Source organism: Flavobacterium orientale, assembly GCF_014638005.1.
GTDB lineage: Bacteria > Bacteroidota > Bacteroidia > Flavobacteriales > Flavobacteriaceae > Flavobacterium > Flavobacterium orientale.
On record NZ_BMFG01000005.1, the window covers coordinates 39,345 to 52,851 of the forward strand.

General features: G+C 33.4%; 13 protein-coding genes. 6 read left to right on the forward strand and 7 right to left on the reverse strand.

The window, feature by feature from the left end:
* Positions 1-89 precede the first annotated feature (89 nt).
* The 6 genes from IEV15_RS07695 to rho form a co-directional block, all read right to left on the reverse strand.
* Entirely contained in the window at positions 90-323 is a 234-nt protein-coding gene (locus tag IEV15_RS07695) for a DUF3820 family protein (protein WP_188361942.1), read from the reverse strand.
* Positions 324-359: 36 nt separating this feature from the next.
* Positions 360-761: an OsmC family protein gene (locus IEV15_RS07700; protein ID WP_188361943.1), complete on the reverse strand. Its 402-nt coding sequence runs from the start codon at positions 759-761 to the stop codon at positions 360-362.
* Positions 762-2,657: a PBP1 and LysM peptidoglycan-binding domain-containing protein gene (locus IEV15_RS07705; protein ID WP_188361944.1), complete on the reverse strand. Its 1,896-nt coding sequence runs from the start codon at positions 2,655-2,657 to the stop codon at positions 762-764. It lies immediately after the preceding gene.
* A 13-nt stretch (positions 2,658-2,670) separates the two neighbouring features.
* On the reverse strand, positions 2,671-3,375 hold the full coding sequence (locus tag IEV15_RS07710; protein ID WP_188361945.1) for a LysM peptidoglycan-binding domain-containing protein: 705 nt from the start codon (positions 3,373-3,375) through the stop codon (positions 2,671-2,673).
* Positions 3,376-3,452: 77 nt separating this feature from the next.
* The gene (gene guaA / locus IEV15_RS07715) at positions 3,453-4,982 is read right to left on the reverse strand and encodes a glutamine-hydrolyzing GMP synthase (protein WP_188361946.1); all 1,530 of its coding nucleotides are present in this window, start codon (positions 4,980-4,982) and stop codon (positions 3,453-3,455) included.
* Between the two features lie 179 nt (positions 4,983-5,161).
* Positions 5,162-6,841, reverse strand: a complete 1,680-nt coding sequence (gene rho, locus IEV15_RS07720) for a transcription termination factor Rho (protein WP_188361947.1) — start codon at positions 6,839-6,841, stop codon at positions 5,162-5,164.
* Between the two features lie 178 nt (positions 6,842-7,019).
* Here rho and IEV15_RS07725 point away from each other — a divergent pair, with 178 nt between their 5' ends.
* From IEV15_RS07725 to IEV15_RS07740, 4 genes are all read left to right on the forward strand, one after another.
* Positions 7,020-7,430 (forward strand): DUF4293 domain-containing protein, encoded by a 411-nt coding sequence (locus tag IEV15_RS07725; protein WP_188361948.1) that lies wholly within the window; start codon positions 7,020-7,022, stop codon positions 7,428-7,430.
* A 144-nt stretch (positions 7,431-7,574) separates the two neighbouring features.
* Positions 7,575-8,225 carry a response regulator gene (locus tag IEV15_RS07730; protein WP_188361949.1) on the forward strand — a complete coding sequence of 217 codons (651 nt, stop codon included), beginning with the start codon at positions 7,575-7,577 and terminating at the stop codon, positions 8,223-8,225.
* A gap of 12 nt (positions 8,226-8,237) precedes the next feature.
* Positions 8,238-8,534 (forward strand): hypothetical protein, encoded by a 297-nt coding sequence (locus tag IEV15_RS07735; RefSeq protein ID WP_188361950.1) that lies wholly within the window; start codon positions 8,238-8,240, stop codon positions 8,532-8,534.
* The gene (locus IEV15_RS07740) at positions 8,531-10,297 is read left to right on the forward strand and encodes a tetratricopeptide repeat-containing sensor histidine kinase (RefSeq protein WP_188361951.1); all 1,767 of its coding nucleotides are present in this window, start codon (positions 8,531-8,533) and stop codon (positions 10,295-10,297) included. The genes IEV15_RS07735 and IEV15_RS07740 overlap by 4 nt, the downstream gene beginning before the upstream one ends.
* Here the strand turns inward: IEV15_RS07740 and IEV15_RS07745 are convergent.
* Entirely contained in the window at positions 10,284-10,778 is a 495-nt protein-coding gene (locus IEV15_RS07745) for a metallophosphoesterase family protein (RefSeq protein WP_188361952.1), read from the reverse strand. The genes IEV15_RS07740 and IEV15_RS07745 overlap by 14 nt on opposite strands.
* Positions 10,779-10,893: 115 nt before the next feature.
* Between IEV15_RS07745 and truA the strand changes: the two genes are divergently transcribed.
* Complete coding sequence (truA, locus tag IEV15_RS07750) at positions 10,894-11,646, forward strand: tRNA pseudouridine(38-40) synthase TruA (protein WP_188361953.1); 753 nt, start codon at positions 10,894-10,896, stop codon at positions 11,644-11,646.
* A complete protein-coding gene (locus IEV15_RS07755; protein WP_188361954.1) occupies positions 11,643-13,391 on the forward strand; it encodes an ABC transporter ATP-binding protein in 1,749 nt (582 codons plus the stop codon). The genes truA and IEV15_RS07755 overlap by 4 nt, the downstream gene beginning before the upstream one ends.
* The last annotated feature ends 116 nt before the right edge of the window (positions 13,392-13,507 follow it).

Genomic DNA, 13,507 nt, shown 5'->3' on the forward strand with positions numbered 1-13,507 from the left:
AAATTTAAGAGTATTTTAAAAAGGATGGCGTCGCAATAGTGATTCTTTGAAATAAAACTGAACACAAAACACTGTAAATCGGTGAGTTATTATTTTGATTTAGGATATTGTTTTTTAATGGTTCGGACAATTTCTTCCAACCCATTTAATTTTAATTCATAAATCAATTGCAATTGTTCTCCTAATTTGCCTTTTGGGAAACCTTTTCTGTGGTACCAAACCACATAATATTCTGGTAAGTCAATTAAAAAACGACCTTCATACTTTCCAAAAGGCATTTTAGTATGAGCCAATTCAATAAGTAATTGTTGTTGAAAATTCATGAAGATTTTTAGCGTAACCGCTTTTTAAAATGAAGATTACTTCCAATGAAACGTAATAATTTTTTCAATATCCGGATGCAAACTCAAGTAAACGGGACAGGTAAGTGCCGCACGTTCTAGTACTGTTTTTGTTTTCTCATCTGCAGCAATCGCCATTTCAAAAATGATTTCAATTCGAGCAATTTTTCTGGGTTCCGATTGCATGATTTTAGTAACTATTGCCGTTGATTCACTTAAATCGATTTCTAAATCTCTGGCTTTTATTCCCATGATAGAAAACATGCAGGTAGCTAATGAATTGGCTACTAAATCTGTGGGTGAAAAAGCTTCACCTTTGCCATGATTATCTTTTGGTGCATCAGACAAAATTTGGGTACCCGATTGAAGATGAATCGATGTGGTTCTTAATTCTCCGTTATAAATTACTCTTGATGTCATTTAATCTAATTCAATTATAGAATAATCTTCTTGATATTGCATGATAAAAACCCCTTTGTTAGAATAACCGGAATCATTTCTGTCAAAGTAATCAAACTTATTTTCCAATTGCACCGTGGATGTGGTTTGAACGGAACTTTCAAATCCTTCAGGAAGTAACACACGTTGCATCACATCAAATGTGACATCAAAACCACGAATGGCAAATTGATTTGGAAACACATTATTTTTTTTGCGATAGGAATTGGAAAAGTTTGAAAACTCCAACGTTTCCTCAAATTTTGTCATCGAAGGAAAAATAATTTTTTGCTTTATTAATCGCTGAAAAATTTCGTCAGTTTCAAAAGTATCATTTATTTCCAAAACAACCAATTCTACTTTATAACCATTGCTTCTGGCTTTATTGCATTGATTTAATGCTGATAAAATCATACCTGTACTACCTGTATCCAAAATAAAATAATTGGTTTTATTCTTTTGCAACCTCGGAGTAATACTGTCTCCAATAAAACCTCCTTTTTCACCCAAGGGAGTTATATAAATTGATTTGTGTTCTGTCTCTAATAGTTTACGGGTGGCATTCCTTTTGTTATCAATCAATGCAATGATGTTACCATTTTTTGCATAAAGGTAATCTAACATCGTATTTTTCACAAAATCACCGGAAGGCATAGATTGATATAAATTTTCATAGGAAGTAGATGTTTCACGTAAAGGCGAAATTACCGGTACATTTGATTCGCTTAATAATTGGGCTACTTTTTCAACATATTGCGGATAAAACGGCCCAATAACAATATCGGAATTCTTTAAATTTTCTGAATGTACCAGAGAAACTACGTTCGAACTATTCCGTGTTTCTTTAGAATCTAAAAATTTTATTTTTAACGGCATACCTAAACGTCTGGCTGAATCAACAGCCATTAATGCTCCTGAATAAAAATCCAAGGTCATATTTAAAAAGCTATCTCTTTTTAAACGAGCTTGCATTGATAAAGTAGTATCGGAAGCTATACTCGATACATTAAACGGTAATAAAAAAACAATCTCTTTTGTTTCTTTAACTCGAACCGATTTTGATAAATCTCTATATGTTGTTTTAGCTATTGGAATCGTGTTTGTTTTGATTTGAGTTTTTGGAACACGTAATGTCATTCCTTCCTGCAGACCATTTTCTAATTCCGGATTTAATTTTACTAATTCCACTTGACTTAAACCGAATTCTTTTGAAATTCCGAAAAGTGTTTCTTTTGGCTTAACTACATAAGTTTTGAAATCAGTTGAATTAGTTTCTGAAACAACTACTTTATTATTCGGATTACTTTCAGCTTCTACTTTAACATTAGCTTTCTTTTTTATTACCAATTGATAACCAACAGGCAGATTGGAAACTACATCAGGATTGAGCTGTTCTAATTCAGAAACACTCATATCATAGAGTCTTGAAATGCTATAAAAAGTCTCTTTAGGTTGTACTTCGTGAAAGGTTTTTGTTTCGTTAGTTTTATTACCATTAGATGTAACGCCGTTTGAAGTTAGCTGTAATTGTTGTCCAATGATCAAATTAAATTTATCAATCGACGGATTGGCTTTTTCTAACTGTTCATTAGTCAAATTATATTTTTTAGCAATACTGTAAAATGTATCTCCCGGTTTTACTTCATGCACTTTTGCTGATGCTCCGGTCGCTTTTGGAATAAGTAAAATCGTATTTTCCTTGATACCCAATTTGGCATCGGGATTTAATTGATAGATATCAAAAGGCGTTACTTTATAAAATTGTGCAATTTGAGCAACTGTTTCACCTTTTGCCACAGTGTGTTTTTTTAATTCACCGGGTTGTGCACTACTTAAACAGAAGAAAAGTAAAAAACTAATGTAAACTATTTTATTCATAAAGGGTCTTTAATCAATTGGTTTGAATTAAAATAACTTGACCTATTTGCAAACCATTCCGCAACGTTTTTTCATTTAATGATTGAATCTCGGCAACGGTTACACCATATCTTTTAGACAAACCATATAACGTTTCTTTTGGTTGTACAGTATGTTTTATTAAGATATTTTTTGGCACTTCAATTGGTTTTTCAATAACTGTGCCATTTGAAGGAATTGTAATGATTTGTCCAATTTGTAATCCTTTTTTTAAAAGTTCCGAATTATTTTGTTGAAGAGCTGTAACGGTTACTTGGTATTGTTTAGAAAGTCCGTATAAAGTTTCTCCGGTCTTTACTTTGTGTTTGATGGCAGCAGTACGAACTTCTGGAATTGATGTTTTTACCACTTCCACCTCTTTTTCAGTACTAATTGGTATTTTAGTTTCAATCCTTTCAGTGGATTTTATAGGTTCAGATACAACAGTGATACTTTTAGGAGTTTTTATTTTTTTATAGCCTGAAAATTTCAATTCCATACCTTCCGAAACACCTTCAATTGCAAAACGATTTTCACGGTAAATAACAGAGGGATCTACCGAATAATCGGTTGCTATTTTTAGAATCGTTTCTCCGTTAGCTACGACATGATGAATAGAAGACAATACACCATTATCTTGTGTTGCCTGGCTAAAGGACAAATGAAAACTTAGGACGAAAAGAAATAAAAACTGTTTCATAACAACCCTACAAAATTTAATGGTAAAAACTTAAACATAAGAAATACAACTAAAATTTAGTAACGTCTAAACTAGTTTTATTCCCATTCTATAGTGGCGGGTGGTTTTGAACTAATATCATAAACCACGCGATTTACTCCTCTTACTTTATTTATAATTTCGTTTGAAATGGTCATCAAAAACGAGTACGGTAAATGTACCCAATCTGCCGTCATCCCATCGGTTGATTCTACGGCTCGTAAAGCAACTACTTTTTCATAGGTACGCTCATCTCCCATTACACCTACACTATTGACAGGGAGCAAAATAGCTCCTGCTTGCCATACTTGATCATACAATCCGTGCGACTTTAAACCTTCAATAAAAATAGCATCAACTTCTTGCAATATACGAACTTTTTCTTTTGTAATTGCACCTAAAATTCGGATAGATAAACCTGGTCCTGGGAATGGATGTCTTCCCAATAATTCATCGTCAATTCCTAAAGTTTTTCCAACTCGACGCACTTCATCTTTAAAAAGCATTCGTAGCGGTTCAACCACTTTAAGTTTCATAAAATCTGGTAATCCGCCAACATTATGGTGTGATTTTATAGTTGCTGATGGTCCTTTTACCGAAACCGATTCAATAACATCAGGATAAATTGTACCTTGAGCCAACCATTTTACTTCTTCAATTTGGTGAGCTTCATCATCAAATACTTCAATAAATACTCTTCCAATTGCTTTTCGCTTAGCTTCAGGTTCGTCAATGTTTTCAAGCTGATCTAAAAAGCGATCTGCCGCATCTACTCCTTTTACATTTAACCCCATTCCTTTGTATTGATCTAATACGTTTTGGAATTCATTTTTACGAAGTAATCCGTTATTCACAAAAATACAATACAAATTAGGTCCTATGGCTTTATTCAATAAAACAGCAGCAACTGTAGAATCTACCCCACCGGACAATCCTAAAACTACTCTGTCATTTTGTAATTTTTCTTTTAACTCAGCTACAATTTCTTCAACGAAAGCATTGGGCGTAAAATTCTGTGGTACTTCTGCAATTTTAACCAAGAAGTTTTCCAAAATTTGCTTTCCGTCAATAGAATGATAGACTTCCGGATGAAATTGTATGGCATAAGTATTCTCACCTTCAATTCGGTACGCGGCATTTTCAACGTCTTTTGTACTTGCCAGTAAAACCCCGTTTGTTGGAAGTTTTTTGATGGTATCACTATGACTCATCCAAACTTGGCTGTTTAAAGCTACTTCGTCAAAGAAATGTTCGTCATCTTTTACAAAACTCAAATTAGCTCTTCCATACTCTCTGGTATTGGAAGGAGCTACTTCGCCACCATCAAAATGAGCTAAATATTGAGCACCATAACAAACCGCCAATAAAGGCATTTTACCTCTAATTTGCGATAAATCAGGATGTGGAGCATCTTCAGCTCGAACAGAGAATGGACTTCCCGATAAAATCGTAGCTTTAAAAGAAGATAAATCTGTTGGAATGTTGTTATAAGGAAAAATTTCGCAGAAAATATTTAATTCCCGCACTCTTCTCGCAATAAGTTGTGTGTATTGCGAACCGAAATCTAAAATTAGTACATTGTGTTGCATGGGCAAAAATAGTCAATATCTTGAGAACAAAAAATAGCTTGTGATGAATTATTTTAAAAGTCGCAGTTTACCAATTCCATTATTTTCATGTAAACCTGCTTTTTCTTAAAAACCTTTTTGAAGTTTCTGTTTTGATATACTAATTCCATAAAAAAAGTCCCAACTAAGGGACTTTTTTATTAATCGTTCATGGAGATTAAAAATTCTTCATTATTTCTGGTTTTCTTAAAGCGATCATTGATAAAATCCATCGCTTCTACCGGATTCATATCTGCTAAATATTTTCGCATAATCCACATTCTGTGAATAGTGTTACTATCTAAAAGTAAATCATCTCTACGGGTACTAGACGACGTTAAATCAATTGCTGGGAATATTCGTTTGTTAGAAATTTTACGATCCAACTGCAACTCCATATTACCGGTACCTTTAAATTCTTCAAAGATGACCTCGTCCATTTTCGAACCGGTTTCTGTTAAAGCTGTTGCAATAATACTCAGCGAACCGCCATTCTCGATATTTCGAGCCGCTCCAAAGAAACGTTTTGGTTTTTGTAACGCGTTGGCATCAACACCACCACTCAACACCTTACCTGATGCAGGTTGAACGGTGTTATAGGCTCTGGCTAATCGTGTAATGGAATCCAATAAAATCACAACATCATGACCACATTCCACCAAACGTTTTGCTTTTTCAAGCACAATGTTTGCCACTTTTACATGGCGGTCAGCAGGCTCATCAAAAGTGGAAGCAATAACTTCACCTCTAACATTTCGTTGCATATCGGTAACCTCTTCAGGACGTTCGTCAATCAGCAATACAATTAAGTAAACTTCAGGATGATTAGCAGCAATAGTGTTGGCAATATCCTTTAATAACATCGTTTTACCTGTCTTTGGTTGAGCTACAATCATACCGCGTTGTCCTTTTCCAATCGGAGAAAACAAATCGATAATTCGGGTTGAAATGGTAGCTTGCTTTTCCGCTAGTTTAAATTTTTCATCCGGGAAAACCGGAGTCAAATGTTCAAAGGAAATTCGATCACGAACCACTTGAGGGTCATGTCCGTTTATTTTTAAAACTTTTACCAATGGAAAAAATTTCTCACCTTCCTTAGGAGGTCTAACTACTCCTTTTACAGTATCTCCGGTTTTTAATCCAAATAAACGGATTTGAGAAGTTGATAAATAAATATCATCCGGAGAAGCTAAATAATTATAATCTGAAGAACGTAAAAAACCATAACCATCAGGCATCATTTCTAAAACACCTTCACTTTCAATGATGCCGTCAAATTCATAATCAGCATCTCTAAAGTTTGGTTTTTTATTTTTTTGATTGGGGTGTTGATTCCCGTTGCCGTTTTGATTTTTTTGAAATTGCTGTGGGTTCTGATTTTTGGCAGGAGCGTTTTCTGAAGGTTGAATTGGTTCCGTTGGATCAATTGGAATTTCTATTGATTGTTCAGTTGCGGGCGTTTCTTGAAACAAAGTTTCTTGAGAAGGTTCCTGTTTTCGTTTTTCAAATTTTGGCTTTATTCTTTTTTCAAACGGTTGAGTTTGTTCTTCCTGTTTAGTTTCTTTTACATCAACAGACGCTTCATTGATATCCTCAGCTATGGTCACTTTTTCATCTGGTGCTTTTACCTCCTTATTGGGAACAATTCTATTGCGTTTGGATTTTAGTTTTAAGAGGTCTTCAGAAGGAGTTTCTTCCACAGACACAGCAGCTTCCTGTTTGCTAACAATATTTTTAATTAATTCGTCTTTTTTGACTCCGTTAAACTTGATATTGGCAATTTTGGCTATTTCTTGAAGCTCAGCAAGCTTCATTTCTTTTAAAGCAGAAATTTGAAACATGTATGTTTTTTAAAATTTAAATTAATTTTTTCGGTAAAATGTGAAGTGTAATTTTATTGAAAATATGCCGAAGGTTTAGGGGCATTCGGAAATACAAGGCAATAATACAACTATTTTTTTTACTAAACAATAGTTCAATTTAAAAAGAAAAATTATTTTTGTGCATTAATATTTTATAATGTTTCAAAGAATTCAAACAGTTTATCTAATTGCGGCTATTATCAGTTCAGGAATATTGCCTTTTTTCTTGCCTTTGTGGCATGATTCTAATAGGTTTCCTATTTACTTTGACAATTTCTTAGGTATTGCCATACTTTTTATATTTAGTGCTGTTTTATCAGTTATTGCCATTAATTTATATAAGAAAAGACGCATTCAGTCGGTTCTTTGCTTATTAAATATAGTATTAAATTTAATTTTATTAGGATTATTGTTATTCTATTCGTTAAATGTATCCGGAGATATTGATATATCTGAGAAGGGTATTGGGTTAGGTCTTCCTGTTCTTTCTATCGTAGTTCTGGCATTGGCCAACAATGCTATTAAAAAGGATGAAAAGCTCGTAAAATCTTCGAACAGAATTAGATAAACCTATAAACTTAGTTTATTATAGTGCGTAAGAAACCCGAACCAATGGTTCGGGTTTTTTTGTTGTTTTACATAAATTAAACAATTTCTAATAATATTTTACAATTTGTATTTATTTCTTTACATTTGATTTGTTAAAATCAATATGGAACCCAAAATAAAAATTTATCTAGCAGACGATCATCAAGTATTGATTGATGGAATGTTGGCTGTTTTAAAAACAAATGCACTATTTGAAGTAGTTGGACATGCTTTAAACGGTGAAGATATTATTGAAAAAGTGTGTGCCGTAAAAGCGGATATATTAATTATGGATATCAACATGCCAATCCGCGACGGCATTGAAGTATTAAAAGAATTTTCGGTTAAAGGATATTGTTGTAAGGTTATCGTATTATCAAGTTATGATGATTATAAACTCGTTAAAGAAGTTATCAAACTTGGAGCCAGTGGCTATTTATCTAAAGAATGTGCCGGAGAGAATATTATTGAAGCTATAACTACTGTAGCAAATGGAACTCCTTATTATTCCCAAAACATTAGAGATAAAATTGTAAATTCTATGACTAACAATGGAGACTCTAATTCAATGTTAGGTGTGCCCTTAACAAACCGAGAAATTGAAATTTTGAAACTTATTTCACAAGAATACAGTGGGAAAGAAATTGGGGAAGAACTTTTTATTAGTGCTAGTACCGTGGAGACACATAGAAAAAATTTAATAAAAAAACTCAATGTAAAAAACACTATAGGTTTAGTAAAATACGCTTTGAAACACAACCTGATAAACCCTTAAACAACTATACAAATGGAACTAGTAGGCAAAATTAATATTGAAAGAATCTCTACTGAAGAATACGCTGTAATTTTCGACATTCCGGATAACTGTGACTTTGTTTTAGAAGATGACTCCAGAGGGAGTTATAATATTATTGTTACTTTAATCCCACCGGCAACAAGTCCGTCTTCAACTTATAACACGCACATTTTTGACTCCAGAGCTTATGAAGGCAACATTGTTATCAGCTTTGATCAACAAGATTATCAAGTCAATTTAGTGGATCGAAAAGTTAAGCCCGTTATTCGTATAGCTACAATTGAATGATGAAAATTGTGGTTCTTTATATAGTGTTGTTTTTAAGTTGCAATTTTGTTTTGGCTCAAAATGCAACAAAAGATTCTATTGACTATTACATAGAGCATAATGAATTAATCAAAGGGCTAAACTATGCAAAAAAAAAAACAGACCTATACATTAAAACAAAACAATTCAAAAAACTCAAAGAAACAAGTATAAAGAAATCCAATATTTTTACTAAACTAAATGAAAATGATAAAGCAATTCAAATAATTTACGAGGCAATTATACACATAGAAAAAAACAAGGCAACAATTCCTATTTCAGAACTGTATTTAGAGTTAGGTAGAAAGTATTCTATCATCAGAGATACCACAATGTCGCTGAAAAGCTATCACAAAGGAATGAAACTGGCAAAAGAAATCAATGACTCGATTCGCCTAAAAAATGCATATCAGAATTTATTCCGATTACATATATATACCAATCTTGATAGTTCCTATTACTACATGAAAAAGAAATTTGCATTGGACAAAATACATAAAAAGAATGCAGGTTTAGCTTCCAGTTACAACAATCATTTCGCCTATTATTCGATGAAAAATCAATATGATATGGCCAAAAAATATTTAGACTCTTGCTATACAACTTCAATGAAAGGCAATTCAATAGAATTGAAAATTTCTGCCTTAAGCAATTTGGGTTATTATTATATGGTTCACGAAGAAGATTTCAAACGCGGTGCAGACTATTACCATGAAACATTAGATAAGTTTGAAAAAGAGATGACAGATAACGAACTGGTAGATGTTTATCTTAATTTAACTTATGCATATGAGAATTTAAAAGATTACCAACAAGCCAATACGTATTTGAATATTGCTTATGAACTGAAAGATAAAGTAATCAACACCGACATTAACGATGCGGTTAAAAAAGTGGAAACCCGATATCAAATTAAAAAACTCGAAAATGAGTTTGACCAAATAAGCAAAAACATGCAGGAAAAGCAATCAAGAAACAAAAAAATTATAATAGTTTTTGCCTCCCTTTTTGCTTTTAGCTGTATTTTATTCTACTTTTTTTATCAAAATTTACAACTCAAACAACGTAACAAATTAAAGGAAATTGATAGCAATATTCAAGAAAACATTATCAATGCTTCTATCGATGGTCAAGAGTTGGAACGCAAAAAATTAGCAGAAACACTACATGATAATATTAGTGCTTTACTGTCATCTGCCGGATTGCATTTGTCAGCTTACATTGCCAATAAAACCGAAGAACCTGCCGAAGAAATTCGTAAAGCACGATCACTTTTAAAAGATGCTCACGATAGAGTTCGAGATTTGTCTCATGAACTTGTACCTCCGGTCTTGGCTAAATTAGGATTGGTTTATGCTTTACAGGATTTGTGTGAAAAAAATTCGAATTCTGCAATTCAATTTCATTTAATAACAGAACTTTCCACTCAAAAAAAATACAATACTGATTTTGAAATAAAAATATATTTCATTGTAACAGAATTGTTTAACAACATCATTAAACATAGTAAAGCTTCAGAAGCCAACTTAATCTTAGAAGAAAATAAAAATCAATTGCTTATTAATTTAAAAGACAATGGCAAAGGTTTTGACACTACAAAGTCGATAACATCTGATGGATTTGGTTTAACACAAATTAAATCACGCATCAAAGGTTTAAAAGGTAAAATTCAAATTACCTCAAAAAATAAAGAGGGAACAACTGTTGATATAAAAGTGCCACTACCAATGACTACTCCCGTTTGATTTCAATTATTTCTAAGTTTTTTATCGCTTCTTTATCTATCACGAATCGTAACATTGTACGAACAGTATGAAATCCGTGTTTTCCGACAGCTCCCGGATTCATATGTAATAAATTGTGCTTTGAATCAAACTGCACTTTCAAAATATGGGAATGACCACAAATAAATAGTTTTGGCGGATTCGTTTGCAACTCCTTCAACACTGCCGGATTATACCTTCCCGGATAACCACCAATATGGGTAATCCAAACCGCCACTTCTTCACATAAAAATCGATTGTGAAGTGGAAATTCCATTCTAGCTTCCTTAGTATCAATGTTGCCGTAAACGGCACGCAAAGGTTTTAAATATTTTATAGTATCCGTAACCTCTAAATCGCCAATATCTCCGGCATGCCATACTTCATCTGCCCAATTGATATGTTTAATCATGGCTTCATCTATGTGACTATGAGTGTCAGACAACAAAAGAATCTTTTTCAAAATAACTAATTTTTCACAAAAATAAACCATTTCAAAACAGTTAAAAAGTTTAACGCAAAATTATAGTCATGCCATCAAGTAAATTCTTCATTTCCGCTATCTTTGCTTTTTGATTATGAGGTACTTTATTCAATTAGCATATAACGGAAGTAACTTTAACGGGTGGCAATCGCAACCCAACGCTGTTACCGTTCAGGAGACTTTAGAAAAAGCACTTTCGTTGTTGCTAAAAACACCAATAGCAATTGTTGGTGCCGGTAGAACGGATAGCGGCGTTCATGCCAAACAAATGTTGGCTCATTTTGATTATGATGCGACCTTAGAGGTTGCTTTTTGGTTACCTAAATTAAACTCCTTCCTGCCAAAATCGATTGTTATTTATGATTTAATCCCGGTTGCTGATGAGGCTCATGCTCGTTTTGATGCTACTTCAAGAACTTATGAATACCATATTCATACTTTTAAAGATGCTTTTATAAACGAATTAAGTTGGTATTATGCACAACCGTTGGATATTGACAAAATGAATTTAGCAGCGGCTATTTTAATGAATTATACCGATTTTGAATGTTTTTCAAAAACAAATACCGACGTGTTCACTTTTAATTGCAAAATAACACAAGCCCATTGGAAGAAAACCAATACTAGTTTACAATTTACAATTACTGCCGATCGTTTTCTTCGCAATATGGTTCGGGCTATTGTGGGAACCTTAGTAAACATTGGTCAAGGCAAAATTGAAGTAGAAGAATTACATAACATTATTCAAAGTAAGAACAGAAGTAAAGCTGGTTTCTCAGTTCCGGCTCACGGTTTGTATTTAACCAAAATTGACTATCCATATATTCCAAACAAAAGTGACCTATGAAAGCCTTTGACACTTCCTTATTCAAACGGATTTTAGAGTATTCCAAACCTTATCAATGGCGTTTTAACAGCGTAGTGGTTTGGGCTGTTTCACTTTCTATTTTCGCTGCCCTTCGCCCCTATTTATTAAAAGAAACGGTTGACGGCTACATCAACACTAAAGATGCTTCGGGCTTGTTATTTTATATTTCTCTAATGGGATTTGTATTGTTACTGGAGGTGGTTTCACAATTTTATTTTGTGTATTGGGCCAATTGGTTAGGACAAGATATTGTTCGTGATATTCGAACCAAATTATTTCAGCACATTGTGCGGTTTAAAATGACTTATTTTGATCATTCTCCCGTCGGACAACTTGTTACCCGTTCAGTTTCTGATATGGAAGCCATTGCCCGAATTTTTAGTCAAGGTTTATTTATGATTATCAGTGATGTGTTGAAAATGATTGTAGTCATGGCTTTTATGCTCTACATGAATTGGAAGCTATCCATGATTGTAATTCTGGCCATGCCGCTATTGGTTTATGCTACCCGAATTTTTCAAATTAAAATGAAAGGAGCTTTTGAAGAAGTTAGAACCCAAGTGGCAAACCTCAACACTTTTGTTCAAGAACGTGTAACCGGTATGAAGATTGTACAGCTTTTTTCAAGAGAAAAAATTGAATATGAAAAGTTTAAAGTCATCAATGATAAACACAATAAAGCGTGGATAAAAACGGTGTGGTACAACTCTATTTTTTTTCCAATTGCTGATATTATTTCTTCATTTACGTTAGGTTTGATAGTCTGGTATGGTGGATTAGCCATGATTGGTGGCGATTCGCAAACAACTATTGGAGATTTGTTTACCTATACCATGTTAATCAGTATGTTGTTCAACCCATTGCGTCAAATTGCAGATAAATTTAATGAACTACAAATGGGGATGATTGCTGCCAACAGGGTTTTTGCCATTTTAGATACTTCAAAAGAAATTCAAAAGGAAGGTACGCTACCTACTCCACGTTTTAAAGGCGAGATTCTTATAGACAATTTACATTTTGGTTATACCGAAAATGAAAAAGTGCTAAAAGGCATTTCACTTCAAATCAATGCCGGACAAACCATTGCCATTGTTGGAGCCACCGGAGCCGGAAAATCAACCATCATCAATTTGCTCAATCGGTTTTATGATATTGACGAAGGTAGTATCTTAATTGATGGTGAAAACATCAATTCGTTCGAATTGACTTCGCTTAGGAAACAAATTGCAGTGGTATTACAAGATGTATTTCTGTTTGCCGATACCATTTATAACAACATTACACTTTATAATCCTGCTATCACAAAAGAACAAGTAATTGATGCTGCACAAAAAATTGGCGTTCACGACTTTATTATGAGCTTACCAAATGGTTATGATTACAATGTAAAAGAACGCGGGGTAATGCTATCATCCGGTCAGCGACAATTGATTGCCTTTTTAAGAGCATACATGAGTGAGCCTAGCATTTTAATTTTAGATGAAGCTACTTCGTCTATTGATACCTATTCTGAGGAATTGATTCAAAAAGCGACCGAAAGAATCACCCAAGGACGCACCTCGATAATAATTGCACACCGATTAGCAACTGTTATAAATGCCAATCAAATCATTGTAATGGATGCCGGAATGATTGTAGAACAAGGCACTCATTTTGAATTAGTGCAAAAAGAAAATGGTTATTACAAAAACCTATACGATTCGCAATTTGTGACAGTACTTTAGAAAAAAATGAGGATAAGCTTTCAAAACAAACAAACGCTTAGCATTTGATAGCTTCAAACAACTGACAACAAAAAAACTTTTTAAAGACATAATTAATCCTTAATTTCGCATTCTGA

Coding starts and splice junctions, on each gene's coding strand:
- rho (WP_188361947.1), bottom strand. CDS start 6,841: ATGTTTCAAATTTCTGCTTTAAAAGAAATGAAGCTTGCTGAGCTTCAA.
- IEV15_RS07735 (WP_188361950.1), top strand. CDS start 8,238: ATGGAACTAGTAGGCAAAATTAATATTGAAAGAATCTCTACTGAAGAA.
- IEV15_RS07705 (WP_188361944.1), bottom strand. CDS start 2,657: ATGAATAAAATAGTTTACATTAGTTTTTTACTTTTCTTCTGTTTAAGT.
- IEV15_RS07740 (WP_188361951.1), top strand. CDS start 8,531: ATGATGAAAATTGTGGTTCTTTATATAGTGTTGTTTTTAAGTTGCAAT.
- IEV15_RS07700 (WP_188361943.1), bottom strand. CDS start 761: ATGACATCAAGAGTAATTTATAACGGAGAATTAAGAACCACATCGATT.
- IEV15_RS07755 (WP_188361954.1), top strand. CDS start 11,643: ATGAAAGCCTTTGACACTTCCTTATTCAAACGGATTTTAGAGTATTCC.
- guaA (WP_188361946.1), bottom strand. CDS start 4,982: ATGCAACACAATGTACTAATTTTAGATTTCGGTTCGCAATACACACAA.
- IEV15_RS07695 (WP_188361942.1), bottom strand. CDS start 323: ATGAATTTTCAACAACAATTACTTATTGAATTGGCTCATACTAAAATG.
- IEV15_RS07725 (WP_188361948.1), top strand. CDS start 7,020: ATGTTTCAAAGAATTCAAACAGTTTATCTAATTGCGGCTATTATCAGT.
- IEV15_RS07710 (WP_188361945.1), bottom strand. CDS start 3,375: ATGAAACAGTTTTTATTTCTTTTCGTCCTAAGTTTTCATTTGTCCTTT.
- IEV15_RS07730 (WP_188361949.1), top strand. CDS start 7,575: ATGGAACCCAAAATAAAAATTTATCTAGCAGACGATCATCAAGTATTG.
- truA (WP_188361953.1), top strand. CDS start 10,894: ATGAGGTACTTTATTCAATTAGCATATAACGGAAGTAACTTTAACGGG.